Annotated in this window: 21 protein-coding genes; 14 read left to right on the plus strand and 7 right to left on the minus strand. The window is 46.2% G+C overall.

Annotated elements, in window-relative coordinates; translation table 11 throughout:
* The first annotated feature begins 68 nt into the window (after positions 1 to 68).
* The 3 genes from BCU12_RS10340 (at position 69) to BCU12_RS10350 (ending at position 4,335) form a co-directional block, all read left to right on the plus strand.
* Complete coding sequence (locus BCU12_RS10340; RefSeq protein WP_102404215.1) at positions 69 to 953, plus strand: LysR family transcriptional regulator; 885 nt, start codon at positions 69 to 71, stop codon at positions 951 to 953.
* 232 nt (positions 954 to 1,185) lie between these two features.
* Positions 1,186 to 2,142: a phosphate/phosphite/phosphonate ABC transporter substrate-binding protein gene (locus tag BCU12_RS10345; RefSeq protein ID WP_102404216.1), complete on the plus strand. Its 957-nt coding sequence runs from the start codon at positions 1,186 to 1,188 to the stop codon at positions 2,140 to 2,142.
* A gap of 57 nt (positions 2,143 to 2,199) precedes the next feature.
* The gene (locus BCU12_RS10350; protein ID WP_241909801.1) at positions 2,200 to 4,335 is read left to right on the plus strand and encodes an EAL domain-containing protein; all 2,136 of its coding nucleotides are present in this window, start codon (positions 2,200 to 2,202) and stop codon (positions 4,333 to 4,335) included.
* A 193-nt stretch (positions 4,336 to 4,528) separates the two neighbouring features.
* On the opposite strand, the gene BCU12_RS10355 is transcribed toward BCU12_RS10350, so the two are convergent.
* Both BCU12_RS10355 and BCU12_RS10360 read right to left on the minus strand, forming a co-directional pair.
* The gene (locus BCU12_RS10355) at positions 4,529 to 5,710 is read right to left on the minus strand and encodes a multidrug effflux MFS transporter (protein ID WP_102404218.1); all 1,182 of its coding nucleotides are present in this window, start codon (positions 5,708 to 5,710) and stop codon (positions 4,529 to 4,531) included.
* Positions 5,711 to 5,735: 25 nt separating this feature from the next.
* The gene (locus tag BCU12_RS10360; RefSeq protein ID WP_241909802.1) at positions 5,736 to 6,725 is read right to left on the minus strand and encodes a helix-turn-helix domain-containing protein; all 990 of its coding nucleotides are present in this window, start codon (positions 6,723 to 6,725) and stop codon (positions 5,736 to 5,738) included.
* Positions 6,726 to 6,824: 99 nt separating this feature from the next.
* Here BCU12_RS10360 and BCU12_RS10365 point away from each other — a divergent pair, with 99 nt between their 5' ends.
* Both BCU12_RS10365 and BCU12_RS10370 read left to right on the plus strand, forming a co-directional pair.
* A complete protein-coding gene (locus BCU12_RS10365; protein WP_102404220.1) occupies positions 6,825 to 7,616 on the plus strand; it encodes an MBL fold metallo-hydrolase in 792 nt (263 codons plus the stop codon).
* A 113-nt stretch (positions 7,617 to 7,729) separates the two neighbouring features.
* Positions 7,730 to 8,593 (plus strand): NAD-dependent epimerase/dehydratase family protein, encoded by an 864-nt coding sequence (locus tag BCU12_RS10370; protein ID WP_102404221.1) that lies wholly within the window; start codon positions 7,730 to 7,732, stop codon positions 8,591 to 8,593.
* Positions 8,594 to 8,699: 106 nt separating this feature from the next.
* On the opposite strand, the gene BCU12_RS10375 is transcribed toward BCU12_RS10370, so the two are convergent.
* Entirely contained in the window at positions 8,700 to 10,232 is a 1,533-nt protein-coding gene (locus tag BCU12_RS10375) for a phospholipase D family protein (protein WP_102404222.1), read from the minus strand.
* A gap of 380 nt (positions 10,233 to 10,612) precedes the next feature.
* On the opposite strand from BCU12_RS10375, the gene BCU12_RS10380 reads away from it, so the two are divergent.
* Positions 10,613 to 11,272: a carboxylesterase gene (locus BCU12_RS10380; protein ID WP_102404223.1), complete on the plus strand. Its 660-nt coding sequence runs from the start codon at positions 10,613 to 10,615 to the stop codon at positions 11,270 to 11,272.
* A 119-nt stretch (positions 11,273 to 11,391) separates the two neighbouring features.
* Here BCU12_RS10380 and BCU12_RS10385 read toward each other — a convergent pair whose 3' ends face one another.
* Positions 11,392 to 12,396, minus strand: coding sequence for a metal-dependent hydrolase (locus tag BCU12_RS10385; protein WP_102404224.1), 1,005 nt, complete (start codon positions 12,394 to 12,396; stop codon positions 11,392 to 11,394).
* A 263-nt stretch (positions 12,397 to 12,659) separates the two neighbouring features.
* Between BCU12_RS10385 and BCU12_RS10390 the strand changes: the two genes are divergently transcribed.
* The 3 genes from BCU12_RS10390 (at position 12,660) to BCU12_RS10395 (ending at position 14,954) form a co-directional block, all read left to right on the plus strand.
* Positions 12,660 to 13,094 (plus strand): DUF3010 family protein, encoded by a 435-nt coding sequence (locus BCU12_RS10390; RefSeq protein WP_102404225.1) that lies wholly within the window; start codon positions 12,660 to 12,662, stop codon positions 13,092 to 13,094.
* Positions 13,095 to 13,414: 320 nt separating this feature from the next.
* Positions 13,415 to 13,813: a PAS domain-containing protein gene (locus tag BCU12_RS23615; protein WP_241909803.1), complete on the plus strand. Its 399-nt coding sequence runs from the start codon at positions 13,415 to 13,417 to the stop codon at positions 13,811 to 13,813.
* On the plus strand, positions 13,764 to 14,954 hold the full coding sequence (locus BCU12_RS10395; RefSeq protein ID WP_241909804.1) for a methyl-accepting chemotaxis protein: 1,191 nt from the start codon (positions 13,764 to 13,766) through the stop codon (positions 14,952 to 14,954). The genes BCU12_RS23615 and BCU12_RS10395 overlap by 50 nt, the downstream gene beginning before the upstream one ends.
* Before the next feature lie 187 nt (positions 14,955 to 15,141).
* On the opposite strand, the gene BCU12_RS10400 is transcribed toward BCU12_RS10395, so the two are convergent.
* Entirely contained in the window at positions 15,142 to 15,399 is a 258-nt protein-coding gene (locus tag BCU12_RS10400; protein ID WP_102404226.1) for an alpha/beta hydrolase, read from the minus strand.
* A gap of 3 nt (positions 15,400 to 15,402) precedes the next feature.
* Positions 15,403 to 16,032 (minus strand): endonuclease, encoded by a 630-nt coding sequence (locus BCU12_RS10405; RefSeq protein ID WP_241909805.1) that lies wholly within the window; start codon positions 16,030 to 16,032, stop codon positions 15,403 to 15,405.
* 280 nt (positions 16,033 to 16,312) lie between these two features.
* Here BCU12_RS10405 and BCU12_RS10410 point away from each other — a divergent pair, with 280 nt between their 5' ends.
* Positions 16,313 to 17,209, plus strand: coding sequence for a patatin family protein (locus BCU12_RS10410; protein ID WP_102404227.1), 897 nt, complete (start codon positions 16,313 to 16,315; stop codon positions 17,207 to 17,209).
* A gap of 177 nt (positions 17,210 to 17,386) precedes the next feature.
* On the opposite strand, the gene BCU12_RS10415 is transcribed toward BCU12_RS10410, so the two are convergent.
* A complete protein-coding gene (locus BCU12_RS10415; protein ID WP_102404228.1) occupies positions 17,387 to 22,690 on the minus strand; it encodes a hypothetical protein in 5,304 nt (1,767 codons plus the stop codon).
* Between the two features lie 257 nt (positions 22,691 to 22,947).
* Here BCU12_RS10415 and BCU12_RS10420 point away from each other — a divergent pair, with 257 nt between their 5' ends.
* The 4 genes from BCU12_RS10420 to BCU12_RS10435 are packed head-to-tail and all read left to right on the plus strand — an operon-like array spanning position 22,948 to position 25,948.
* Positions 22,948 to 23,151: a Flp family type IVb pilin gene (locus BCU12_RS10420; RefSeq protein WP_102404229.1), complete on the plus strand. Its 204-nt coding sequence runs from the start codon at positions 22,948 to 22,950 to the stop codon at positions 23,149 to 23,151.
* On the plus strand, positions 23,151 to 23,579 hold the full coding sequence (locus BCU12_RS10425) for a prepilin peptidase (protein ID WP_102404230.1): 429 nt from the start codon (positions 23,151 to 23,153) through the stop codon (positions 23,577 to 23,579). The genes BCU12_RS10420 and BCU12_RS10425 overlap by 1 nt, the downstream gene beginning before the upstream one ends.
* Before the next feature lie 9 nt (positions 23,580 to 23,588).
* The gene (gene cpaB / locus BCU12_RS10430; RefSeq protein WP_102404231.1) at positions 23,589 to 24,479 is read left to right on the plus strand and encodes a Flp pilus assembly protein CpaB; all 891 of its coding nucleotides are present in this window, start codon (positions 23,589 to 23,591) and stop codon (positions 24,477 to 24,479) included.
* A 14-nt stretch (positions 24,480 to 24,493) separates the two neighbouring features.
* Positions 24,494 to 25,948 (plus strand): type II and III secretion system protein family protein, encoded by a 1,455-nt coding sequence (locus BCU12_RS10435; RefSeq protein WP_102404232.1) that lies wholly within the window; start codon positions 24,494 to 24,496, stop codon positions 25,946 to 25,948.
* The last annotated feature ends 3 nt before the right edge of the window (positions 25,949 to 25,951 follow it).

Here is a 25,951-nt window from a genome sequence, read left to right on the forward strand (position 1 = left end):
AATACATATAGGCATTTACTGTGGGAGGTTTCCCTTTAACGAACATTCGTCATTAAAAAGGCTTTTGCATGCTCGATATTCATTGGTTAAAAACATTCGTCACCTTGGCCGAATACAAGCACTTCGGAAAAACAGCCATTGCTCTTCACATGACCCAACCCAATGTGAGCCTGCACCTGAAACAGTTAGAGCAAACAACTGGCGTCAAGCTTATTGAGCGAAGTCCCTTTCACCTAACACAAGCGGGTGTTCGATTGCTCGAAAGCAGTCAGAGAGCACTGCAAGAGCTGACAATATGCCAAGCCGACCTCAATGCCCTAAACGATCTGGATACGGGAACCATCACCATTGCAGCGAGTGATATCATCTCTCGAATGCTGTTGATTGACGCCTTCAAGCTGTTTAAAACCACCTACCCAGGTATTGATATCACACTACTCAATACCACCTCAGCTCAAGCCTCTGAGCTGGTCAAGAACGCGGAAGCCGACCTGGGTTTTGTTATCTCACAAAAACAAACACAGCCGCTGCACTTTGTTGAGTTGCAACAGGTGAAATGGGTGGCTTTTGGCAATGGATTTGAGCGAGTATCACAAGACAATAACGACGCCAGTGGTAGCAAAAACACGGAACTCACGTTGATTTTACTCGGCCACGATACGCGAACGCGAGAATTGATTGATAGTGCTCTGCCAAAGCTTAACCTGCCGAAACATCGTGTCATGGAAGTCGGCAGCGTAGACGCTCAGATTGATTGGGCTGAAGCCGGATTTGGTGTCGCGATTGTTCCTGAATTCGCCATTTCAAACTCACGTTCTCTCACCTCACCAGTCACACTCCTCGAGGAATTCCCCAGCACTGATCTAGGCTATATTGTGAGGCAGAATCAGGTCTTATCCAAGGCAACGAAGCAATTGCTGCGGTGGGTCGGCAAAGGCGTATCGCAAGTATAAAATGCATCACAGTAAGACAATAAATGGATCGCATCACTCCGAATAACTTTCATTCTCTCTTAGCCGTTTATTTTCGTCATGGATAATGTGCACGAACAAAAACTGAAAACCTGCGAGTCGAAACACTAAACAGGTGAAACAATTAATAAATAAGTCAACAATCATTGATGACACTCTATTCACTGTCTACTCTTTACTAGGTGAATAATTAAGGGTTTAACCGGAGTGATGCATGCCTTGTCAATTTTCTATACGCAACGCAATCATTCTATTTATTGGCTTCGTAAGTATCGCCCTATCCTCTCATTCACTGTTCGCGGATACCCTTTCACGAGAAGAATTGCTGGTTATTGGCGTCATTAGCTCCAACCCTCAGAGGGCATACAAACGAACACAACCCTTTGCTGAATATATGGCAGCGAACCTCCAGCAGCACAATATCACGACCGCGCGCGTCGTCATCGCCAAAGATGTTCGACAAATGACTCACTGGCTAAAAAACGGGCAAGTTGACCTAGTGTCTGAAACGGTTTTTGCCTCGCAAGAGCTGATCCAAAATGCAGACGCGCAACTACTCGCGAGACGGTGGAAGGATGACGTTGCTGAATACAGTACTGTGTTTTTTTCGCGGCTAAATAATGGCGTCAATTCATTGGATGATCTGAAAGGTAAAACGGTTGTTTTTGAAGATAGAGGGTCAACCAGCGCTTTTCTCATACCCGCAGCCACTTTGCTAGATCAAGGTTACCAACTTTATGAGTTAACCTCTCCTCGAGAAGTGCCGCCTGATGGAAAAATTGGCTACATTTTTTCAGACGAATTTTCTCGTTCAGGGGGGGAAACCAATATGATGAGTTGGGTCCATAGAAACATTGTTGCGGCTGCGGCGTTTAGCAATCTTGATTGGGGAAAAGAAATACCCGACCAGGTGCGAAATGAACTGCAAGTGATCTACACCAGCCAAACGCTGCCGCGATCTTTAATATTAAATCGAAGCTCTATGCCCCCTGAGCTCAAGCAAGATATCTTGAAACTACTGTTAAATGCACACTTAGACCCTGAAGGATACAAAGCCCTTAGAGCGTACAAAAAGACAAAAATGTTTGATTCAATCACACCAGAAATAGAGAGCAGCCTTCAATGGGTTGGAGAGCAAAAAACGCTGGTTGGTGAAATTTTCGTTCGATAAGGACAAGAGACGAATGTAATGAAATTAAAAAGTAAGTTAGTTCTTGGGAATATGCTTATGGTTTTTCTAACCATGGGTTGCTTAACCGTTTCCCAAGCGCTTATCTCTACTTACTACGACAAGCAAATACTTGATAAAAATAAAGAAAGCATTTCTGATCGTTTCATCGACAGCGCAAAGAACCAGACGGAACAATCCGTCTCTTACCTGGCCGAAGCCCTCCTTAATCCGATGTATTTTTATGACATCGAAACCATTCACTCACTACTCGAGCCGGCCTTCAAAAACGATTCTGTCATCTTTATCAAAGTCTTCGATGCTGATGGGCGGGTTATCTATTCTGGCTCTGAACTGGCCGATGATTATGGAATGTTCCTCGATAAACCATTGGTTTTAGAAAATGTACTGAATCTAAAAAATCCTTTTTCTCAAGCAACTGACTCGGAGCTCACCCTAGCACGACCGCTAATAATGAATGAACGCCTGTTAGGTGGCATCGTAATGGGATATTCACTCAGTGCCGTCAAAGACGTTATAAATGAAAACAAAGCGACAATTCGACAACTCAATAGTTCGAGTAGACAGCACAGTACGATGTTAACCGTCATCGTAACCATAGCGATGTGTCTGCTGAGTTTATGTTACTCAATCTTCATGGCAGGAACATTGATTAAACCGATTACCAATCTTTTAAGGCAATCAAGACATATCAGTGATGGTGAACATTTAATGACGAACAACATCTACCGCAGTGATGAACTCGGTGAGTTAGCATCGGCATTTAATGACATGGATATCAACCTTAAGCAGCGTAAAGATGAGATTGAGTTCCTAGCGTACAATGACCCATTAACTCTTTTACCGAATCGAACTCAATTCCTCCAGCACATAGAACATACGATTAAATCAAGCCAAGAATCTAACAATCGATTTTCAGTCCTTTTTATGGATCTCGATGGGTTTAAACGAGTGAACGATAATCTGGGGCATCAAGCAGGCGATGAATTGCTGTTTGAAGTCGCGCAGAGACTAAAAAATGCTCTACAGAATACGACCTGTATCAATGACAAATGCAAAGCCAGTAGTTTAGCGGCAAGGGTCGGCGGGGACGAATTTTTACTTTGTCTATTCGGCGGTCAAACCGTGGAGTCCGTGTCAGAGTTCGCTTCAGATGTTGTCAAAATGATGAGAACGCCAATCTATCTCGAAGATGCTGGAGAATCCGTCGTCGTTGGTGTCAGCTTAGGGATCTCTACCTACCCTGATTCCGGCGATTCTGCCGAAGATTTGGTGAAGAAGGCTGATATCGCCATGTACACGGTCAAATCAAGTAGCAAGGGCTGTTACAGTCATTTTACCAATGAAATGGAAAATCAGGTCTTGATCAAAGGGCGTATCGAAAAAGAACTGCGCTTGGCGATTTCGGATCTCTCTCAATTTCAGCTCTACTACCAACCCAAAGTGGATCTCAAAACGGGCATCATCATCGGTGCAGAAGCCTTGATACGTTGGAAGCACCCAACCAAAGGCAATATCACTCCCGACGAGTTTATACCCGTTGCAGAAGCCACCGACATCATTCACCCCTTAAGTGATTGGATAGTCGAGCAAGCATGTACCGACCTGAAAAAGTGGGATGCCAATATGCTTCCTCCTGGCTTTCATGTTGCGATCAATTTGTCTCCTAAACAGCTCTATGGAAGCAAGATATTCAATACCGTGCGCCAACAGCTTGAACACCATCAGTTAGACACCTCACGCCTGCATGTTGAAGTAACAGAAACCGCATTAATGTTTGACAAGGTCAGTGCGAAAGAGACGTTAGATAACTTTAGACGCATAGGTATTGAAGTCTGGCTCGATGATTTTGGCACAGGGTATTCATCGCTCGGCTATCTAAGGGAATTTAATATTGATGGTTTAAAAATCGACCGGAGCTTTGTAATGGATATTGATGACGAACTCAATGACTCGTCTCTTTGTTCAGCCGTCGTTTCAATGGCCCATCAGCTTAAAATTAAAGTCGTCGCTGAGGGGATTGAAACCGCCTCTCAGTCACAATTCTTAGCGAAGATACAATGTGACTATGGGCAAGGAAACCTGTATGCGAAACCAATGCCACCAGAGGCGTTTGAATCGATACTTGGTAATGTATTGGTCGACATTGAACCTGACAACTTAGTGCGTTTATAACGCTTAAAAGGGAGAGCGGATAAACCACGTGCTTCACGAAGATAGTCGACTCTCTTTGACTATACGGTTCACAATGTTGGTGGTCAGCGCTCACATCGATGGGCCTTAATGAACGCCTACCCAACGCATCTCATGCTTATGCTTATGCTTATTGCAATAAAACAGCAAGACACGGAACAGAGCAGGACAGAGCTTATTTTTCCGAGTCAAGGCACCGGAAGCCGCGCAGAATATTGGCCAAGGTAATCACAGCAAAAAGACTGATAAGCAGCGACAAATGCCACGCTTGCCCAAGACCTAACAACACTGCTCCCATACTGACCATTGAAGACATGATCATTTGTCCGCCCCCAGACATCGCAGCGGCGGCACCCGCATTCTTCTTGTAAGGCTGCATCACAAGTGCTTGCGCGCAAGGCAAAGCAATACCATTGCCGAGTATCATGAGCAACTGACCAAGCATGAGATACAAAGGTTCAACGGGGCACACAAACAGCCAAATCGCCGCACTGAGATGCAAAAACGGCGTACAGAGCAACATTTTCTTACTACCAATGATTGGCCGAACGCGATTACAAATACTGGTGCCGGCAAGCATGCCTAACGCAGGGATAAGCGCCCACAACGCATATTCATCCGACGTCATGCCGATTTGGTTCTGCATAATGAAAGGCATGACCGAAACCGTTGTAATCATCAAGCTAAAGTTAAGCCAACCAATACTCGCAAAGCTCATGAAGTAGCGCGATGTGAGAAGATCGCGATACTGCCGAACCATTTTCTTTACTGACGGAATCGCACTTCGCTCAGCAACCGTCTCTTTAAAGCGAAACGCAAACAACACCCAGGCAAGAGACACATAGCCGAGCAACGACATAAACACCATGCTCCAGCCAAAGTGGAAGTTAATAAAACCACCAATGACGGGGGCAAACAGCGGTGTGATAGACGCTACCATCGCAATATAAGACAGGGCCAAAGGCAGATCAGCCCCACTAAATCGGTCGCGGGTTGATGCCCTAGCCAATACAGCGCAGCACCCCGTTCCTAAGCCCTGAAGAAAACGTCCAGCCACCATCCCAGAGAAGGAGTCACGAAAAGCGATGATCATAAACAGGCCAAGTATGGCAATGAACAAGCCCGTAAGCAGCACTTTCTTCCGCCCTAACGCATCCGAAATAGGCCCATAAATGAATTGCGATGGGCCAAAGCCAAGCAGGTAGATACTCACCAGAAGCTGGGCTTCCTCAAGGGAGATATCAAAGTCTTTCGCTATCCAAGGCAGCGATGGGAAAACCAACCCCATACTTAACTGGCCGACACTGATGATGACGCAGGCTAATAGAATGGATTTAAACTCGAAAACCTTGCTCATGATGCGCTACAACTGATTTCGCACATTACTCTTGCTCCCTCATACCACTAAAATTGAGTCGCCACTGCGACGGAGAAATTTGGAACGCTGTTTTAAAGTTCTTACGGTAGACACTTTCTGAGCCAAAACCTGACAGCTCAGCAACTTGAGCAATGGCGTAATCACTGCTTTCCAGAAGCTGCTGGCTCAACGTCAGCCTTTGAGTCAAAAGCCACTCACCAAATGTACAGCCGTAGGTCGCTTTAAACTGACGAGTGAACGTTCGCCGACTCATTGCGCAGCGCTTAGCAAGATCGTCAATGTTTACCGGCTGGTTTACGTGCTTTTCAACCTGTTCAATTACCAGCGTAAAGCTTGTTGGTTGATCCACTCGGCTGGATATCGGCGCAGGGATGTACTGCTGCTGCCCACCTGAGCGAAACGGCGCGGTCACCATCACTCTTGCCAATTGGCTGGCGACATCACTGCCATGCAGCTTTCTAACGATGTGAAGACAGCAATCCAAAGATGCGGCGGTGCCCGCAGAGGTAATCAGCTGTTCATGGTCGATAAACAAAGGCTGACTATCAAACACCACATTCGGGTAGCGCTGCGTGAAGGCTTCGGAATAGCCCCAATGTGTGGTGGCGGTTTTACCATCGAGCAAGCGCGTTTCGGCAACCACAAACGCACCAAGACACAAACCCACTAACGTCGCGCCACGTTGATGCGCTTTCGTTAACATGTCGATCAAAAATGTGGGGGCATGGGGGATGGCATTATCCCAACCAGGAATAACGATGATGTCGGCTTCTTCCAACACGCTTACATCGTCAGACACCGAAATAGAAAAGCCTGAACCCGTTGCCACTTCACAGCCTGATACGCTGCATAAAGAGAGGTCAAACAACGGTTTTCTGTCTGGAAACGCATCCTGAAACGCATCACGAAAAACCAAACAAGGCACCGACAAATGGAAGGCACTGATGCCATTTGCCACCACCATGACAACCTTAAACGTTTCTCTACTTTTCATAATGACCCAAATTGAGCGCTAAGTGTCCTAAAGGACAGTTTTACACACAAAAGAGGTATTGCATACTGTTTATCACCGTTTAAATCGTAAGGAACAGTAATGATCATCCACCACCTGCGAAGCGCGACATTTGTCATTGAATCAAACAATCACTTTATTCTTATCGACCCAATGTTGGGTAAAAGGGGCTCACTTCCCCCCTTTTCCGTCATGCGTTTTAAGAGCCAGAAAAACCCCACGGTCGATCTCCCAAGCAACGCTGATGACATTTTAAGCAAAGTCACTCATGCATTGGTCACGCACAGCCGCACCTTTGGCATTAAACCTCTGCAACACACGGATCATCTGGATTCAGCCGGTGAGCGATTTCTGATTGAGAACAACATTCCAGTCATCACGCCTAGCCGAGATAAAGCCTATTTAGAAAAGTACGGCATCACTGTTTCAAATGGAATCGATGACTGGCAAGTGCTCGACTTTTGGGGCGGAAAAATCACGGCTATACCGGCCCAGCATGGCCACGGTTGGATACACAATGTTATGGCGAATGGCGTTGGTTTTGTCATCGAGTTACCCAACGAGCCGTCCATTTACATCAGTGGAGACACGGTATTAACCGATGACATCAAACACGCTCTGCTAGTGCATCAACCCGACATTACTGTCGTCGCGACAGGCGAAGCGCAAATGGATGTCGGTCAACCCTTACTCATGTCAGGGCATGAGACGATCGAGTTCATCAGACGCTCTCCAGGAAAAGTCATCGCCAACCATATGGAAGCCCTGAATCACTGCCCGGTTGACCGAGAAACACTTCGTCAGTCGCTGGTTGCTGAAGGACTGAGCAATAAAGTCTTGATACCACTCGATGGTGAGCAGCTCACTTTTTAATGAACATAATCTAAGTAAAAACAGCGCCAAATACGTGTGTCTCACTATTAAGTGTTGACCTCAAGTCAGGTTGAGGATTTAGGCTGACTTCTTTTATAAAAAGGAGAAAAAAAATGCGAATTCTATTACTTGGAGCCACCGGTACGATCGGCAGCGCTATACTGAATGAACTGCTGCAGCATGGCCATTCCGTATTGGCTTTAGCTCGCTCCGATTCGGCGGCGCAACAAGTCATCGATAAAGGCGCAGAGGTTGTCATGGGGGACCTAAAAGCACCAAAACAGTGGTCAACATCGCTTCAAACCGTCGATGCAATCATTCATGCCGCCGCAACATTTTGTGAGGATATGGCCCCGATTGATCGCCGTGTTATCGACGCACTGATTGAGCAAAGCCACCAACTTAACCGCGCCATACACTTCATCTACACCGGCGGCGTCTGGCTGTATGGGGAAACGGGGGATACCCCTGCCACGGAAAGAAGTGAACTCAACCCAATAGCAACATTCGATTGGATGGTGCCCCATAGCCAACGGCTTCTCGACGCACCCAATTTGAAAACGTGCATTATTCACCCCGGCATAGCCTATGAACAAGAAGGTGGAGCGCTTGCTGATTTCATACCCATAGACGATCGCATTCAGGTGTGGGGATCTCTCGACACACGCTGGCCAGTGGTTCATCTCAAAGATCTTGCTTCGGCATACCGACTGGTTTTGGAGCAGGGAAAAGCGGGCAGCGCCTACAACGTGTGCAGCGAAGAGGGCGTAAGGGTTGGCGACATTGCACAAGCACGCACCAAAAAACTTAACCTTCCGTCAGAGCCAATAGCCGTGCCGAAAACCGACGTACTCTCAGAACAAGGCGAATGGGCGCTAGGGCCAATGCTGGATCAATGCATGAGCTCAGAGAAAATAAAGAATGAACTTGGCTGGCGCCCTCAATACACCGACATTGTTCACCTTGCTGGCGAATAGCCTGCTTATCTAAGATAGCCGTGGCTGTACTTAATGAACTAAGCCGACAATGGGTTTAACTGAAAAACAAAAACGAGCCAATTTCGGCTCGTTTTCGATGTCTAAATTACAAGTACTTTTCTATTGGAAACAGCTGAAGAAAATAGGATTCAAATCGTTCCCATCTGCCCGTTTCTGGCTCGCTATTTAGGCTTTCTTCACCGGACCACCAACGCACATCTCCCTCTTCTAGACTGAGACTCCAGCTATTCTCTTCAATCATAGCGTGGCTTATCTCCCCAGCGAGTGTTTCAGCCACACCTTGATTTTCAATCACTAATAGAGATTCTGTATTCAAGTAGGTCGAGCGCAGGTTAAAATTAAACGATCCGATCACCGCAATGCGGTTGTCAAAGACGGCCGATTTCGCATGAAGCCCGTAACCAGTATGAGGCGCGCACTTCAAAGCGTCTTTGGTTGACTCCTGACATAAGCTTGCCATGGGCTTTAACTCAAACAACTCGATGCCATGTTCGAGCATTTCTTGCCTTCGGCCTGCATAGCCAGAATGGTTCGTCACTAAATCATTGGAAGCCATTGAGTTAGTCAGCGCTTTGATCTGCACCCCTTTCTCGCTCAGAGCTTGCCAACCCTTGAGTTGGGTATCATCAAATATTAAATACGCAGACTCTAGAAGCACTTCTTGCTCAGATTGCTGCGCCAGCGACGTGAGGTATTGGGCCGTCGCTTTCGGTTCGTTTGTGTTGCCTGCGTCGACTGGAACAGGTTGGTCGTACACATAATGCGCTTTTACAGGAAGCATCTCGTTCATTAGCGACGCCATAAACTGACGAGATATCTCTTCGCCAACGGGCAGTGCAGGATAGTTGAGATAATGAGGAGCCGCCGCGTCACTCACCACTGAGAGATCGCTCATTGGCTCTCCCCCCAGTAACTCGACAGGGTACGACCAACGGCTATCCCAGTATTGGGCAAACCCAGATTGAATATCGACCACCACTTCCCCGACAACCATAACGTCTCGATCTCGAAAGTTGATCTCGTCAGAAAGGTCGAAATACTCATCGCCAATGTTTCTTCCCCCGACAATCGAAAATGCCCCATCCACGGTGAAAGATTTGTTGTGCATACGTCGATTTAAACGCGAAAAATCACCAAGAAAATTAAACCACTTAGCGACACCACGACGGTTAGGAGTAGGATTGAATACACGAATCTCTGCATTAGGGTGAGAATCGAGCGTCACGAGCAAATCTTCACGTTCATTGAGGTTGATGTCATCCAGCATGACGCGAACATGCACCCCTCTTTCAGCGGCGGCCAGTAAACGACTCGCCAGATAGTGCCCAGACGAATCTGAATTCCAAATATAGTACTGAATATCAATGGTGTGCTGCGCTGTGTCTATGAGCGCCAATCGTTGTGCCAACGCATCCCAACCCGATTCTTGTACTACGATAGCGCTCTGTTCAGCACTTGATTGCTCGCTCCAGAAAACGTCGTTAAGCGCCGACAGTTGGCTAGAGTAGTGAAGCGGTTTTGCCTCACTCGTGTGTTCAACTTCATCAGGAAGATACGCGCACCCGACAAGCGTTGCGGCTAAAAGCAGGGTAACGCTGAGGCGCTGGAACATTGGCATAGTAGACGTTTCCTTAAAAACGTGAAAAGAGCGAATCATTACTGATTTCGGCTGGTAGGCGTTATAGCAGATTAAATGGGGTGGTGAAACCTGCTGCTTGAAACCTGCTCCTTAAAGAGTCTTATGACAATAATCATAGCATAGGCAACCGCGTTACTCTGCACGACATATTTCCTCTATATGCCAGAGCAATCGAGATAAGTGGCTGATTTGTCCTTGCACAAACCTCTCACCCATCTCATAGTGGCAATGCCTGTTTTAGTGAGTCAGTACCAAGATCATGGCTGACTGCTTTACCCTTGGTTGCCATCAATATATGCGCTTATTAATGAATAATTGAGGGAAGTTGATGGAAAATGAAACCCTAAGAGACATCTACTATGAATTTTTTACCACGTATTGAAGTTGAACCCAAGAACACTGCGGATGCTGCCGTCATTTGGCTGCACGGTTTAGGGGCCGATGGCCATGATTTTGAGCCAATCGTCAAAGAGCTGAATCTGCCAAGTGAATTCGCTATTCGGTTTGTATTCCCACACTCACCATCCATTCCAGTGACCGTCAATGGCGGTATGGTAATGCCTGCCTGGTACGATATTCTCGACATGAGTATTGAACGCACGGTTGACGCCGAACAGCTCAACCAGTCAGCGCAAGCGGTTCAAGCATTGATTGATCGCGAGATTCAACGCGGTATTCAATCAGACCGTATTATTCTTGCTGGCTTCTCTCAAGGTGGCGCTGTTGCCTACCAAGCATCGTTAACTTACCCACAACCCTTAGCCGGTTTACTCGCCATGTCGACCTACTTTGCAACAAAGGACTCGATTGTTCTTCATGACAGTAACCGAGACCTTGATATCAGCATCATGCACGGCACCTATGACCCTGTTGTCGCCCCACTACTGGGTAAGCAAGCGCTTCAAAAGCTGACTAACCAAGGCTTTGCGCCAGAGTATAGCGAGTATGCGATGGAGCACAGTGTATGCGCAGAGCAAATTGATGACATTTCACGTTGGATACAAGCGCATTTAAGTTAAAAGGCTGAGTTCAAGAGTTAAAATCAAAGATTGATAGCTTCCGAGTAGATTATAAACATAGACGGCTAGAGGATAGCGACAACAACCCCGGTGAGTTTGCCCACTAGGAAGTCGTGAACTTATGGCGTGTCGAACAACATACCCAAGAAGGTATCGCGAGAAGCTTTCGTGTTGTCTCGATGTGTTAAGTACTCTGCGTGTGCATCGACGTCAGCCGCTTGAGATAACCGGAGACTCCAAAGTGCACTTAGCTGGTTGGGCACCATTGAATATCGGACATCAATGATACGCAGCTCGTCTGTTGGGTGCCGGGCAATAAAGCCATTTGAGAAGTGGCGAAAGCGTTCAATGTCTTTTGCTTGTTGCGAGTGAGGGTCAAGCCAAGGAAAATCCCTTGCTACGTCTAACTTTTTGATGGATTCTCCAGGGTATCGTTTAACCGATGAGCCTACTCTGACCGCGTCGACATGAAAATGTTCATCCGTTTCGTAAACCACTTTCCAAACCAAAATGTTCGCGAAGCTTGGCTTTGCCGATAACCGAATCGGTTGATGTTGACGCTCATGTGCTAGCTGCCATCCCGCGTCTTCAGCTCTGTCTCTTTGGATCATCCCCAGTGTCGGATACAGCAATGCCCAAACCAATGCGGCGCGAGCATGCCAAGGGTTTCGCTTCAATATTGAAAAGACCACAAGTACCAAAATGGGAAGCGTAAAAACCGGATCGATCACCGACACGGTATTCCAGGCAAAACGTTCGGTGGTGATCGGCCAAAAAAGCTGAGTACCGTAAGAGGTGCAAGCGTCTAGCAACGCATGAGTACCATAGCCTAAAGCGCAATAAAGCCAGCTCTGTCTATATGAAAGCCCTCGTTTTTTCCCAAACAGAGGGTGCAACACCAAAGCACACAGAAAGCTGCCAATCGGGATAAACAGCAGTGAATGAGTAAACTGGCGATGAAATTCCAAAAACAGCAGCGGATCACTTTGTGAGTGAATCAATACATCCAAATCGGGCGTCATTCCGGAGATCAGCCCAAAGAAGCCAGCAATAACCAGATGCTGTTTTTTGCTCATTGATTGCGACAAAGAAGCGCCCAGTACGCCCTGCGTTAATGGATCCATAATTAACTCATTGATAGCTCATGACTTAATAGTAGATGACCGCTCGCTCTTCACCACTTAATCGATAAGAACGTCACGATATTTAATACTACTTACTGAAAACCTGAAAGTTGCCCCTTGATTCAAGTACCCGTCTCCCCCTCCTTTCTTGCCCAAAATCAATCAGCTTAAATCAGCCTTTCACGGTTCAACGCGAAAGGCTGATTGTCTATCAGGGTCATTAACCTCTATAATGTCGAGGTCTAAAGTTAAAAGGTAATAAAATGAAAATTTGTGGTGTTGAGATCAAGGGTAATGACGCGGTTATTTGTCTACTTTCACTGTCTGAAGGTGTATTCAATATTCCTGACTGTCGCTCTTCAAAAGTGTCTATTGCGAACGGCAACGATACTCAACAGATTCGAGACTTCCAGTTCTCTTTCGCAAAACTGATGGAAGACTACCAAGTGGATAAAGTCGTGATTCGTCAGCGTCAAACCAAAGGCAAATTTGCAGGCGGCGGTTTTGGTTTCAAACTAGAAGCCGCGATTCAACTGATTGAAGGCCTAGACGTTGAAGTGGTGGCACCCACTGAAATTAAAGAGAAGCTAAAGCGTAACCCACTACCGGTTAAGTTCAGCGAAACAGGTCTTAAACAGTACCAAGAAGCCCCATTTATGACGGCTTACGGCTGTTTAATGGCGCACAAATACGCATAGTTAATTGCGTTAAACATTTCAAACCACACCTATCATTATTCTGTGACGGTGTGGTTTTTTATTCCCTGAAACAACTCAATACACTGCCCCGTTCAGCCACAATTCAATCACCATCATTCATACAAAAGCTTGAAATCATAGAGAGTTACCTGTTTGGTCCTTATTCCCAGCGACACAATGAGTTTTATACTCAATGTGCCTAAGATTGCACTGTGAATCTTTGCTCATAGTCTATATTTAAGGTGTTAATACTCGCGCAAGTACCGCGCTGAAACAAAGCGGACTTGTGAGACAACAGTCACTCTTTACCGGGCTAAGCAATGAACAAACGAAATATGAAAGTCATCGACGAAGAAGTCGAATTCTCTGAAGATGTTGAACTGGTATCAACAACCGATAAGAGAGGCATTATCACCTATGCCAACGACGAGTTTTACAAAGTTGCAGGATACACACCTGAAGAGCTACTGAATAAAAATCACAACATCATTCGTCACCCAGACATGCCCAAAGCCGCTTTTAAAGATCTTTGGGACCATCTAAAGGGTGGCCTGGCGTGGTGCCGTAAAAAACCGCTGCAAAGATGGCCGATACTATTGGGTAGACGCCTTCGTTACGCCAGTATTCGAAGAGGGCGTACTGGTTGGTTACCAATCAGTAAGAAGAAAATTGGCGCCAGAAGTAAAAGATCGTGCCATAAAACTCTACGCCTCCGTTAATGAAGGCAAAAGAAATCGCCTCGGTGCCATTCTAGAACTCGTCAAAAAACAGCGCATCCCCACCCTTTCTTTGGTCACATTACTCGCTATGTTAGCGGGTTTATTTTACTCACCACTTTTCACCTTAATCATTCCTATCACAACGGTGGTGTTGCTTTATCAGGATCTTTTTGTACGTCAAAAGTTTTACGACAACCTACAGCGAGACTACGACAGTGTCTCTCGACTGGTCTTTTGTGACGATCCAAGCAATTATGCTGAATACCATCTCAAGATGGATGAGGGCCGAATACGAACGATATTAGGTCGAACGCAAGACAGCAGCCATAACCTTCAACATCAGGTTGACAGCCTTGAAGTCACCTCTGAACAGGTTCTCGACTCCATAGAAAAAGAGAACTTAGAAATAGAAAGTGTCGTGACCGCTATTGAACAAATGGTCATGACGATAAACGAGATTTCTCGTAATACGTCAAACTCGATTGAACAGGTCTCGTCTGCAAATCAAGACTGCCAAGAAGCAAATAGCCTTATAGACAAGACGCAGCAGCACGTTTCTGTATTGGTTGATGATGTGGAAGCATCGCGAAGTTCCACGGAAAGCCTGTCTAATGAATTCGCCAATATAAACGAGCTGATGTCAGAAATTCAAGGCATCGCCGAGCAAACGAATTTACTCGCACTGAACGCGGCAATCGAAGCCGCACGAGCTGGGGAGTTAGGCCGCGGGTTTGCCGTTGTTGCAGACGAAGTGAGAAACCTTAGTCAACGAACCCAAAAAGTGACGGAAAGAATCCATCAATCCATGGAGGGCGTTTCCCATTCAGTGAATGAACTCTCTGAATCCATGCAGAAAGGGCAGTCCTCAGCGAAAACATGCATAGACTTTACCGCTGAAACCCGAACAAAAATAGACTCATTAACCAAGATAATGGACAACATTGAATTGGAAACAACTCAGATCTCAACCGCAGCAGAACAACAGTCAGCCGCCGCACAAGAGATCAATCAAAACGTATCAAGCGTCAGAAACGCATCTCAGAGCAATCTTGAAAGTGTCAATGAGGTCACTATGTTAACCAAGAATATAAAAAACAAAGCCGACCAACTTGCCTCATTAAGTTTGTCCTTTAAGCGATGAATCACATGGATACTCCACTAAACCGAAAGGTGCTTATCACTACAATGAGCATCTTTCTCAAACCACTCCTCTATACACTCAATAAGCCAATCAGGGTCATCCAAAGGTAAATCATGCCCGCTCTCGTCATGGGTGAGATAATTTAAATTCCAGTGATGAGCAATAGCTTGCGTCGTTTTACAACTGACTAGTCGATCATTCCTCCCATTGAGATAGAAATGATATCCACCCTGTTGGGTGAGTTTAACTGCTGACCAATATCCTCCATCATGGCGTGAATTGAGGTAGGAGAACGTTCCTTCCAGCGCTCTCCAACGCCAGGGATCTCTACACACCGAATCGTACGATCGGGAAAACGGGCCTGTAACGCTTGTGGAAACTCCCCCCAGTAGGCTTTACCGCGAAACAACCCTCTGATCAAGACGATGTCATTCTGACCGTTCATTCTCTAACTCCTCTTCTGACAAGAGTGTGTCAATGGGCACTGCGCGCACAATGGGTTGGTTCGACAAAACTGCTGCCCATGCTCCACAATCAAACCATGGTAATACGCGTAAACATCGGTATCCGGTGGAATGGCAGATTGCATCATCTCTCGAAAGGCATCATAAGATTTAGGCACCACTACCCCATGGCGACTGAAAATCCTTCTGGCGTAGGCATCAATCACAAACGAGGGCTTACCAATCGCATAGGTCAAGAACACGTCTGCGGTTTCCCCGCCAATCCCTTTGATACTCAGAAGCTCTTTTCGCAAAAGCGCTAGGTCTTGTTTCTTCACTTGCGTAATATCGAATTCGTATCCGGCATACCACTCTGTCATGACTTTCAGTTTAAGAGCCTTCTGGTTGTAATAACCACTGGAACGAATGCTCTGCGCAAGCGCCTCAATCGGCATGGCTGAAATTACCTCTGGATTGAGCCTGTCACCTAAATTAGCGATCGCTTTCTCTGCGTTTTTCCAGTTGGTGTTTTGAACCAAAATCGCCCCCACCATTATCTGATATGGGTCTTTACTGGGCCACCAATCGAAACGGCCATAGTACCGCTCAAGCTGTTCAAATACGCTAACGATCACTGAAGCGCTCTATAGCCAAACTCTCTTTCATCGGCATTTTATTTCCCAAACTTTCCACCTCTTAAACTTTCCACCTCTTAAACTTTCCATCTCCCAAACTTTCCACCTTCAAACGATGACCCATTCGTTAAGAATAGGCAGATCATAAGCACAATATGGTTAACCAAAGACAAATAAAGAATACATCGACGTTGCCTATCAAACCAATACACACAACCCATTATCCAAGGCTACTCGCCAAGATTATCCTATTCACAAGAATTGAGATTGAGAAGCCCCCATGTCCACAGACCACACACCAAACAAAACAACGAAAGCGCTTATTGTAGAAGGCGGCGCAATGCGCGGCATCTTTGCCAGCGGCGTCCTTGATGCCTTTATGGAAGAGCACTTTCTCCCTTACGACTTTGCGATTGGTGTATCAGCAGGAGCAACGAACCTCATTGGTTATCTCGGGCATGCCCCGAAGCGAAGCCTAAATGTGATCACTAAGCTCGCAACCGACAAGCAGTTTTATAGCCCGGTTCGATTTGCAAAGGGTGGCAATCTTGTTGACGTTCGTTGGCTTTGGGAGCAATCCAATCGTGACTACGCTTTGAATTGGGCGCAACTATTTAGCGCCATTCCACTGTATGCAGCCGTGACCAATATCGATACAGGAAACGCAGATTACTATCATGTTCAGCCGAGTAATTTGGGCCAGGTTGTTGAAGCCACCACCGCTTTGCCAGTTGCCTATAAGACTACGCCTTGTTTTTCTGGCCGCTGCTATACCGATGGCGGTGTTTCAGACTCGATTCCTGTCCAAGAGGCCTATCGAAAAGGAGCAACCGATATTACGGTGATCCTTTCGCACCCATTGAGCTACCAAATGAGCCCAGTGAAATCCCCTTGGATGATGAAAAAACTCCTCGCGAAATACCCGAACGTTGCTCAGGCCATGTTACAGCGATCGAATAACTATAATCGCTCTTTGGAGTTCATTCGTAATCCACCAAATGGAGTCACCATTCGCGTCATTGCGCCACCAGAAGACTTCGCCGTTCGTCGGTTGACCATGAATCAGAAGGTGCTGCACGCAGGGTACAATATGGGAATAGCCGCAGGGAAAGCGCATCTAGCGAGCCAGAAAGGCATTCATGGCTTGGATGAAGAAAACTGCCATTTTTGTTTTTAGTCAGGCTTACAAAAAGATAACGAACCTGAACTCGTTATCTTTTTCCCTAATAAACCGAAGCCTAACGCTAGATAGTTTATTGCCAAAGAGAGTTGCCGCTGAAACTTATAAAGAATAGAAAGAGAAAATTAGACTTGAGGATAGAAAAAGGCCTGACAGAATGCCAGGCCTGAAAAGTTAATGTTTCAGCCAGCTCGCTGGCAGTGTTTCACCATTTCGTTTAAGTAGCTTATCATCATAAGCCACCTTACCATCGACCTTCGTTGATCGACGCAAGGTCAGTGGGTTGGAAGACAATGCATTAATTTCGGTGCCATCATCAACCCCATCGCCATCAGTATCACGTGAGTATGGTGATGTGCCATTCAGTCTTTCCACACTCGACATCACACCATCCTTGTCCGCATCATGATCGGTACTGTAATCAACAGCCGTCATATTCGGGCCTAGCTCACGCTGAGCGAACAGTGAGTTACCGTTGTCATTTGAGCTACCCCAAGTCGTTACAGAACCATCGGCATGCAATGCACCAAATGTTCCGCGTACCTGATAGATTTCAACCACTTTTCTCTCGGTGAGTGATCCATCAAACAACTCTGCTGGCATTGGAATTCTAGGCACATCCTTACCCCCAATGAAGTAGTTTGGAATTAGCTCAAAGTCTCGGACTCCCCACTGCACAACCGAGCCATCTTCGCGAAGTGCAACGATGGTGCTACTGTCAATTTTAACGTCCTTCACTTTGATACTGCCATTGAGTTTTTCAGTTGGTATAGCGATGCCATATTCACCCCACTCTGTCAGACCAAACTCTGTGCCCCATTGTTGAAGAGATCCATCGACCATTTCAGCCACAAAAATATCACCCGCGGCAAACACTCGTGCAACTTCTTGAGCTGCAAGGGCATTCTTAACGCTATCAGGGAAGTACATATCCGAACCCCAAGCCTGTGTTTTTCCATCGGCTTTTAATGCGGTAAAGCCAGAGAAACTCGCGTGAACACTGATAACGCCACTCTCTAGCTCGGCAGGGTTCTCCGGCATGCTGCTCCCAACATAGACAAGATCGGTATACACCTTATTCCAGTTTATCCCGTCAGGGTCGTTAGGATCGCCATAGGGTTCATCTTTCAACCATGACTGATATTCACTCTTGGTCTCATCTGTCCAAATCCAACTTGGCAGGTCACCGCGGTTAAATTCAGCCGCTCCCCCTTTGGTAATATCGCCCCAGGCAACAACACGTCCATCACTGCGAAGCGCAGCGAATGCGGTTTCTGTTGCCGCAATCGATACGGCGGAAACATCGCCATTGAGGAACATTTGTTTCTCACCCAAATCAGCACCAGAACCAACATCGCCCCATGTGATCACCTCGCCGTTACCTTTAATCGCCGCAAATGCCCCCTGATTGGAATAGATAGCATCGATCATTAAATGACGGTCTTGTTCACGGCTACCTGGGCCGTGACCTGGAACTTGAAGAGCAAGCTTATCTTGGTCAGCAGCATCTATGTTCCCCCACGTCACCACACTACCGTTATCGAGTAGAGCGGCAAACGATTCATTCGTCGCATGCACTGAGACCACTTTATGTTTGCTACCATCTAGGTCTTGCTGATATTTACTGCTATCAGCCTCTTCTCCACCACCAAATGTTACTACTGAACCATTATTTCTAATCGCAGCGAACGCATTCTCTGTTGCCACAATAGCGACGGCAGGAATTGAACCGTCGAGCCCTTCAGGAATAGTAACCTCACCATTAGGGTTTCGACTATTCCAAGTCATAACCGAACCATCCTCTCGTATTGCAGCCCCAAGACTTTGAGCAGCAAACATCTCTATTGCTTTTGGTCCCAACTTGTTCATTTCTACAACAACGGGTGTATGATCTTCCAAATCATATCTATCCATATCCGTTCGCCAAGCGACAATGCTGCCATCATTACGTAGAGCGAAATGGTAGAAATTATGGTTGATCGAGCGGTGCGCATTCACTTTCAATGTTGCAACACCTGAGGCACCAATGGCACTCAAGCTACGCTGCGTTTGAACCAAATCAAGAACATTGGTTTTGTGGTCTAAAATCAGGTCCGGTTTATGGTCAATGACCTGTCCATTATATTGGGTGATAGGGATCGTAAAGCCAGCGTCTTGGATTAGCTGCTGTAATTCCGTGGCGCTCCAGTTATCTTGACTGACAACCGAGTTAGGGAAACGAAGTTGGCTTGGCCAAATCGCATCTTTACGCGCAAATTCCGCGACAGAGTTAATGGTCGCGACCATGGTTTGAACATAGTCTAAGTTAAAGTTACCGCCGTCGAATAACTGCTTAAATCTATAGTCCTGATCACGGTCAATCCCTTGTATACCCGCTGATTGGAAAGCGTACCAGAGAAATGCAAAATTGGCGTTCGGCTCCATGAACATGTTTAAACGACGGATCGTAGAAGACAATTTCCCATGGGTTGCACCCACATCGATAAACCCATCGGCCACCACAATCATATTGTGATAATCGGCATCGAATTTTAGATCAAGATCGGGGAAGACCTCGGCTAAAACAGCGGCTGTGTTTGCTCGGTCATTGTGCTGTGAATTATCATCCATATAGGCTTTTAGAATCGAGTACCCAGCCATACTTTGACGTGTTGCCTCAACCGTGTAATAACCTTCTGCTTTACCCAGTAAAGAGAGTATTTGATCGGCTGATAACCCGGTCATATCAGGTGGCGTGACATTGAATGTAGCAAGGGCATCCGTGAATGCGGCCACACCTTCTGGCGTCGCTAACGACTCTTTCTGCGTCGTAAGATAATCAAATAGCGTATTCCACTGAACAATATTTTGAGTCATCACATCCAGGTTCATTTTCCCATCGACAAACCCAGGTTGTAATGCCGCTAAGTAATCGACAGAGCCATTAATAGAAACATTCTTAAAGACACTTTTGTAGCCTAGAATTTGAGAAAGTTCATCAGCGGTGGCTTCCCCTTGTAACGCCTTCAAGATGACCGCTAAATCTTCATTAGCATAGGCTAGATTTGTTTTAGATTGTGGCAAGTTAATGTAGTTATCCGTTGAGACTAACCAAGCTAAGTAATCTTGCTCAAAATCAAAATCGTTATCAGGAAACAGTGCCAGCAGTCGGACTTTGGTTTGCTCGATGGTCTGCGTTTCAACCGCTGCTTGGTAATCTTGCAGCGCTTTGTACGCGTTGATACGAGCCATAGTCTGCTCTTCATCAAACCAGATAATTTTTCGTACAAACAATTCTAATACCTGCTGGCTAGTAAAGCCTGTCAGGTCTGGTACTTCTACACCAAACAACGCGACAGCTTGTCCAAATGCCGTTTGCCCTTCTACTGTCGTTAACGAGTCCTTTTTCACGCTGTCAGTAGAAAAAGAGAAAAGCTGGCTCACTCGACCGACATTCGGTTGAATTCGACTTGGCACTAACTTGCCATCAACGATGGTTGATTTCATCGCTGCACGATAATCCACACCATTAAGAATGGTCAGGCCTTCGACCAAACTTGAGCTATTCAAGAATGCCAGCACATCCGCAGGTTCATTGTCAGAAAGCGCCACTTCTTCAAATCGAGTGAGTGCGTGATTCATGGCTAAAATATCCGCGAGAGAGCGCAAAATATCAATATACACACCATCTGTGATGAGTATCGCTAGGTAGTCGACATCAAAAGAAAATTCAGCATCTGGAATTAAATTTTTGATGAGCTCGCGAGTCTTTTCTGAATTTTTTTGCCCTGGTGTCGCTAAGTAAGATTGTAACTCTTTGTAGGCGAGAGTGCGGTCAGCCATGCCCGCAGGTGAAAACCACTCTCCTTCTGAGTCAAACAAATCTAGGATCTGTTCCGCTGTCATCCCCGTCAAGTTAGGGACTGGTATGCCCATTTTCTCTAACTGCAAGGTAAGCGCTGTTTTACCTTCATCGGTACCAAGAGACGCCTTTTTTGTTTCATCAACAACAAACCCAATCAGTGCATCTAATTCTTCTGCATCTTCCTTAATTTTTCCAACGTTTAGCTTACCGTCCACCATACCCGAACGAATAATGTCGGCGTAGTTCACGGCGTCGCTTAAAATCAGCCCGCCAAAAATCAAAGCGCCATCAAGAAGTCCTTTAATTTCCCTAGGTTCTATATCTCCATCAATGATGTCATCAAGAAGGTTCAACTCTTGAGTTACAGTGGTAAGTTGAGAGTGACTTTGCGCTAGATTAACGTAATTACCCTCCACTTTTATCCATTCAAGATAATCGTATTCTTCATGCAAAGAGAGGTTAGGGAATAGGAGTTCAAGTAACACATTCGTCTGATTGATTGAGTAATCACCGGCTGCGTGGTAGTCCTGAAACTCTCCAATCGTATTGACTCGGGTGAGGGTATAATTTGGGTTAAGCCACCCCTCACTCGACACAAATAGTTCCAGTATTTGCTTTTTTGTCAGCCCATCAAAAGAAGGCGTGTTAAGTGGTTCTTCCGGTGACCAAGCGATCAATAAATCAAGCAGCGATTGCTTTCCTTCAGGGGTATCGAGTTGATTCTGTTTTTCGGCCTTGGTTGCCCATGCAAACAAGGCGTTTATCTTCTCAATACGTTGGTTTACTTCTTCAATATCAAACGCTTGACCATCTTCGAAATGCACAGCTGAGGTATAATCAATTTTTCGGTCAATGCCGTCTAAAGCACCAAACAGACCGGTGGCTTTTAAAACATTGAATAGGGCTTTTGGGTTGCTCTCATCGTCAGAAAAGTCCTCTAAGCGATCCAGTAGCTGCTTGTTAACACCCCCTTGTTTTACGATATGTTCATTTTTTTCCAAGTGCTTTTTGGCATCGACCGCCTTAACCATTTTGATCTCTCTAGCGAGATCATTATTGACGTTGGCTACCTCAACTTCAAACTCAGTGAAAAAAGTATCGAACGCCATGTCGAAGTCTTCGTCAACCTGTTCAACGGCTTCCACTAGCTTATCAACGAGCGTTCCATCTCCGGTATCTTCCAGCAGTTCATGGATCTCTTCAGGGATACTTATACCACTCGTATTAGGGTCACCATCACTATCAAATGACTGCAATATTTGTGAGACCTTGATGGGAGCTGGCAGAGAAAGTGGGGTAATGACTTCGCTTGCCACAATAGAACCCAAAGAGAGATCACCAATGGAAAAGGTGACGGTTTCTCCAGCTTTAAACTGAAACTTTCCTTCCGGATCTGTCACGCCGCTCAGTGACGGTGAACCATCCGCTTTCGTCGTTTGGTACTTTAGGTTTGACACTGCACTATCAGTGAAAATACCGACCTTAGTTTGAGCCTGATCTGGTGTGGAACTGCCAGGATTACTCGCACCAGGAGTCGTTCCACCTGAAGACGTTTCTCCCCCACCGTCGCCACCGCCACACCCAACCAATACGGTCAGAATTGCCGATGAGACAAGAGTCCTTGTGATTCTCATTAAATTCTCTCCAAAAAATAAGTAGTTACATATTCAATTCAGCATTAATCACTACGCTCAGTCATAAATAATATGAAACACAATACATACAGATCTTAGTTTCAAACCTTTTATTTTTTGTGGATATATATATCGTAAAAATATGATTGACCGACACATTGATCTAAATGATAATGCATCGCAAATCTTAGTGATAACCAATCTCATTATCAATAGGATCGATAAAATAAATTTTCACAAAATAACGAGTCATTAATATGCGTAATAAATTAAGCCGATTCTTCACCAATGAACACGGCGTAACCTCTATTGAATATGGTGTTTTGGCAGCAGGTCTAGCAGCGGTCATCGCTGTTGTACTAGGCGATGACGGAGCATTCACCCAAGCACTGACAGGCGCTTTTGAGACAGTTGCCGAATCCATTGAGCAGCAAACGGCGGGTGGTTCTGAAGGAAACTAATGCCTGTTGAGTGGGGGATTGGCTATGTAGCCTGTTATGGCTACGCAGCATTGAGTGATATTCGGCACAGACGCATCCCAAACAGAACTATTGTCGCATTATTGATTCTTTATGGTTTTTTATGTTGCTTGCATGAACCATCAAAGAATCACTACTCGCCATATTTCTGGGGAACATTCGCCGCCATCACGTTTTTGGGGATCGCCTTTCAGTCCGTGCTTGGGGCCGGAGATTCTAAGTTGATACTCGTCAGTCTGCTTATTACTGGCGAGCCAAGGATCCTACTCACGATTGGCTTATTCGGTGGTGCAGTCAGCATCACTTGCTGGCTGATTGGGAAAATGACAACGCGGAACACTGATGTTCCGTACGGTGTTGCCATCTCGGCAGCCGCACTGCTCCACCTTTGGGAGCTCCATGGATTATGAATAATTAAAATGAAAAGTAGAATTGCAGTGTACCTAATATTCTTCTCTCTAGCGGGTGCTGGAGGTTGGTTTTATTTGGGGAATCAAGATATTAGCTCTCCTCTAACAGAGCTATCAAATCCGGCGTCAAAGGCGATCGAAACTGAGGTAGAAATCGCAGGGCCGGAGTTACTGGTTGCTCACCATACGTTACCGCGAGGAACGTTAATCACAACCGAAGATTTTAAATGGCAAAAAGTCATCAATTTTGATGGCGACATTAGCCGAACCTATCTTAAAGGCACGATGGATCTCAGTGAATTGGAAGGTTTTGTGGTGAGAAGTACGATTGAGGTGGGGCAACCCCTTAGTCCTGCGCATTTCATCAAGCCGGGGGAGCACAACTATTTATCGGCGGTTCTCCGCCCTGGGTTGCGCGCCATTACTATCCCTATTGACGTAATTTCTGGCAGTTCAGGGCTGATAAAACCGGGCAACTCTGTTGATGTCATTCTATCGACAAATCAAGAAGGGCAAGGGTTAAGAGGCGACGAGCTATCAGGGCTAATGGCTAAGACCATCCTCAGTAAGGTTCGAGTCTTAGCCGTGAACCAAAGCGTAGAGAACCTGAAAGAGTTTGATGCCTTTGACGTAAAAAGGTATGGCACCGCGACGTTAGAAACATCTGCCGATCAGGCTGAGCTTCTCACTATTGCTCGAAAAATGGGCGAACTTTCACTCAGCTTACGCAGCGAATTTTCTCTCGAGGAGACCCAAAGCCGAGAAACTGTTGTCACCGCTGGCGAAGTGATCGATACCTTCAAAGCCCCAATTCAAAGCCCAAGCCTTATCTTGATGCACGGCACCAAGCGCCGAAATCTGAGTGTCGTTGATAGCGGCGTAGAAGTTGTTGCCGAATAACCCAAGGACGAACCATGTTACTGATTAAACTATTACGAAAAGCCAAACCTTTTCCTCGGCTGACTCTTTGGCTAGCGGCGATGGCTTTCATTACACCTACCTTCTTGTTTGCCGCCGATATTTCGAGTGCAAAAACCAGCCAATTGCTTTTTGTTGGCCAAGCCAAAAAACTCTCACTTAACTCAGCCGCAAATACGGTTTTCATTTCGGATCCAGAGATAGCGAGTTATCAAGCCACATCTGCCAACACCATCATTTTGTTTGCCAGACAGCCAGGGACAACAAGCCTTTTTGTATTGGATGATAAAGGACGCGATATTTACTCAACAGACATTATTGTTGGCTACGATACGTCACATTTATCACCGATGCTCAAGCGTGAATTTCCCAACGCCAATATTCAGGTTCGTGCTCATGGTGACAGTGTCATGCTAACCGGCACCGTGCCCGATGCTCAAACGGCAAGCCAAGCGGTCGAATTGACCAACCGCTATTTCGTTTCAATGGATATCGATAACATGGAGTCAGCCGCCGATAAAGGCAACGAAAGCGTGGGTAATGGTGCGGGAACATCGGGATTGCTTCAAGGCCGAGTCATTAATCGGTTGTCTATTTCTGCACCAACTCAGGTCAACATTCGAGTACGAATAGCAGAAGTCAGTAAGCAGGTAAAAGAGAATTTCGGTTTCCAATGGAACTACGCTTCCGAAACAGTAAAAGATTCACTCAATAGCATTACCTTTGGTTTGACTCGTGATCTCCTTTGGAAAGAGAGCCCTATTGTTGGGGAGTTTGCCGGAAGCGACGCCGTGGGTATGGTTGATATTCTTGCGCAAGAAAACTTAGTGACGGTTCTAGCGGAGCCAAACTTAACCGCCACAAGTGGCGAGACCGCCTCATTCCTTGCAGGTGGCGAAGTGCCACAGATAATCAGTGGCGGTAGCGACGAAGCACCAACCATTGAATATAAGCAATTTGGCGTGCAACTCGCTGTGACGCCAACCATTCTGTCTGGCAACCGTATCGCACTCAAGGTGAAAACCGAGATAAGCGACATCTCAGCCTCTAATAGCGTCACGATTGGTGGAAGCACTCAACAAGGCTTTGACATTCGCCGCGCTGAAACCAGCGTTGAACTGGCATCAGGTCAGAGTTTTGCCTTAGCGGGTCTGGTAAAGCGAAATGTCACCGATGAACTCACAAATCTTCCGTGGGTCAATCAAATCCCTGTACTTGGACGGCTGTTTGAGTCTTCTCGCTTTCGTAACAACGAGACAGAACTGGTCATTATTGCTAGCGCCTACTTAGTGGAACCAACCCAAACACCCCTTGCTACGCCTATTGATAACGCGCACTTAACCAGCCCATTTGAGCGGCTTATTTTCGGCCGTACCTTGAAGCCCATTGAGGGGTATGAACGCCCACCTGCAGCCATCGCAAGTGAAGCATTTAAAGGGTTTGAGTTTTAAGGA

Source organism: Vibrio sp. 10N.261.55.A7 (genome assembly GCF_002877365.1).
Classification (GTDB): Bacteria; Pseudomonadota; Gammaproteobacteria; order Enterobacterales; family Vibrionaceae; genus Vibrio.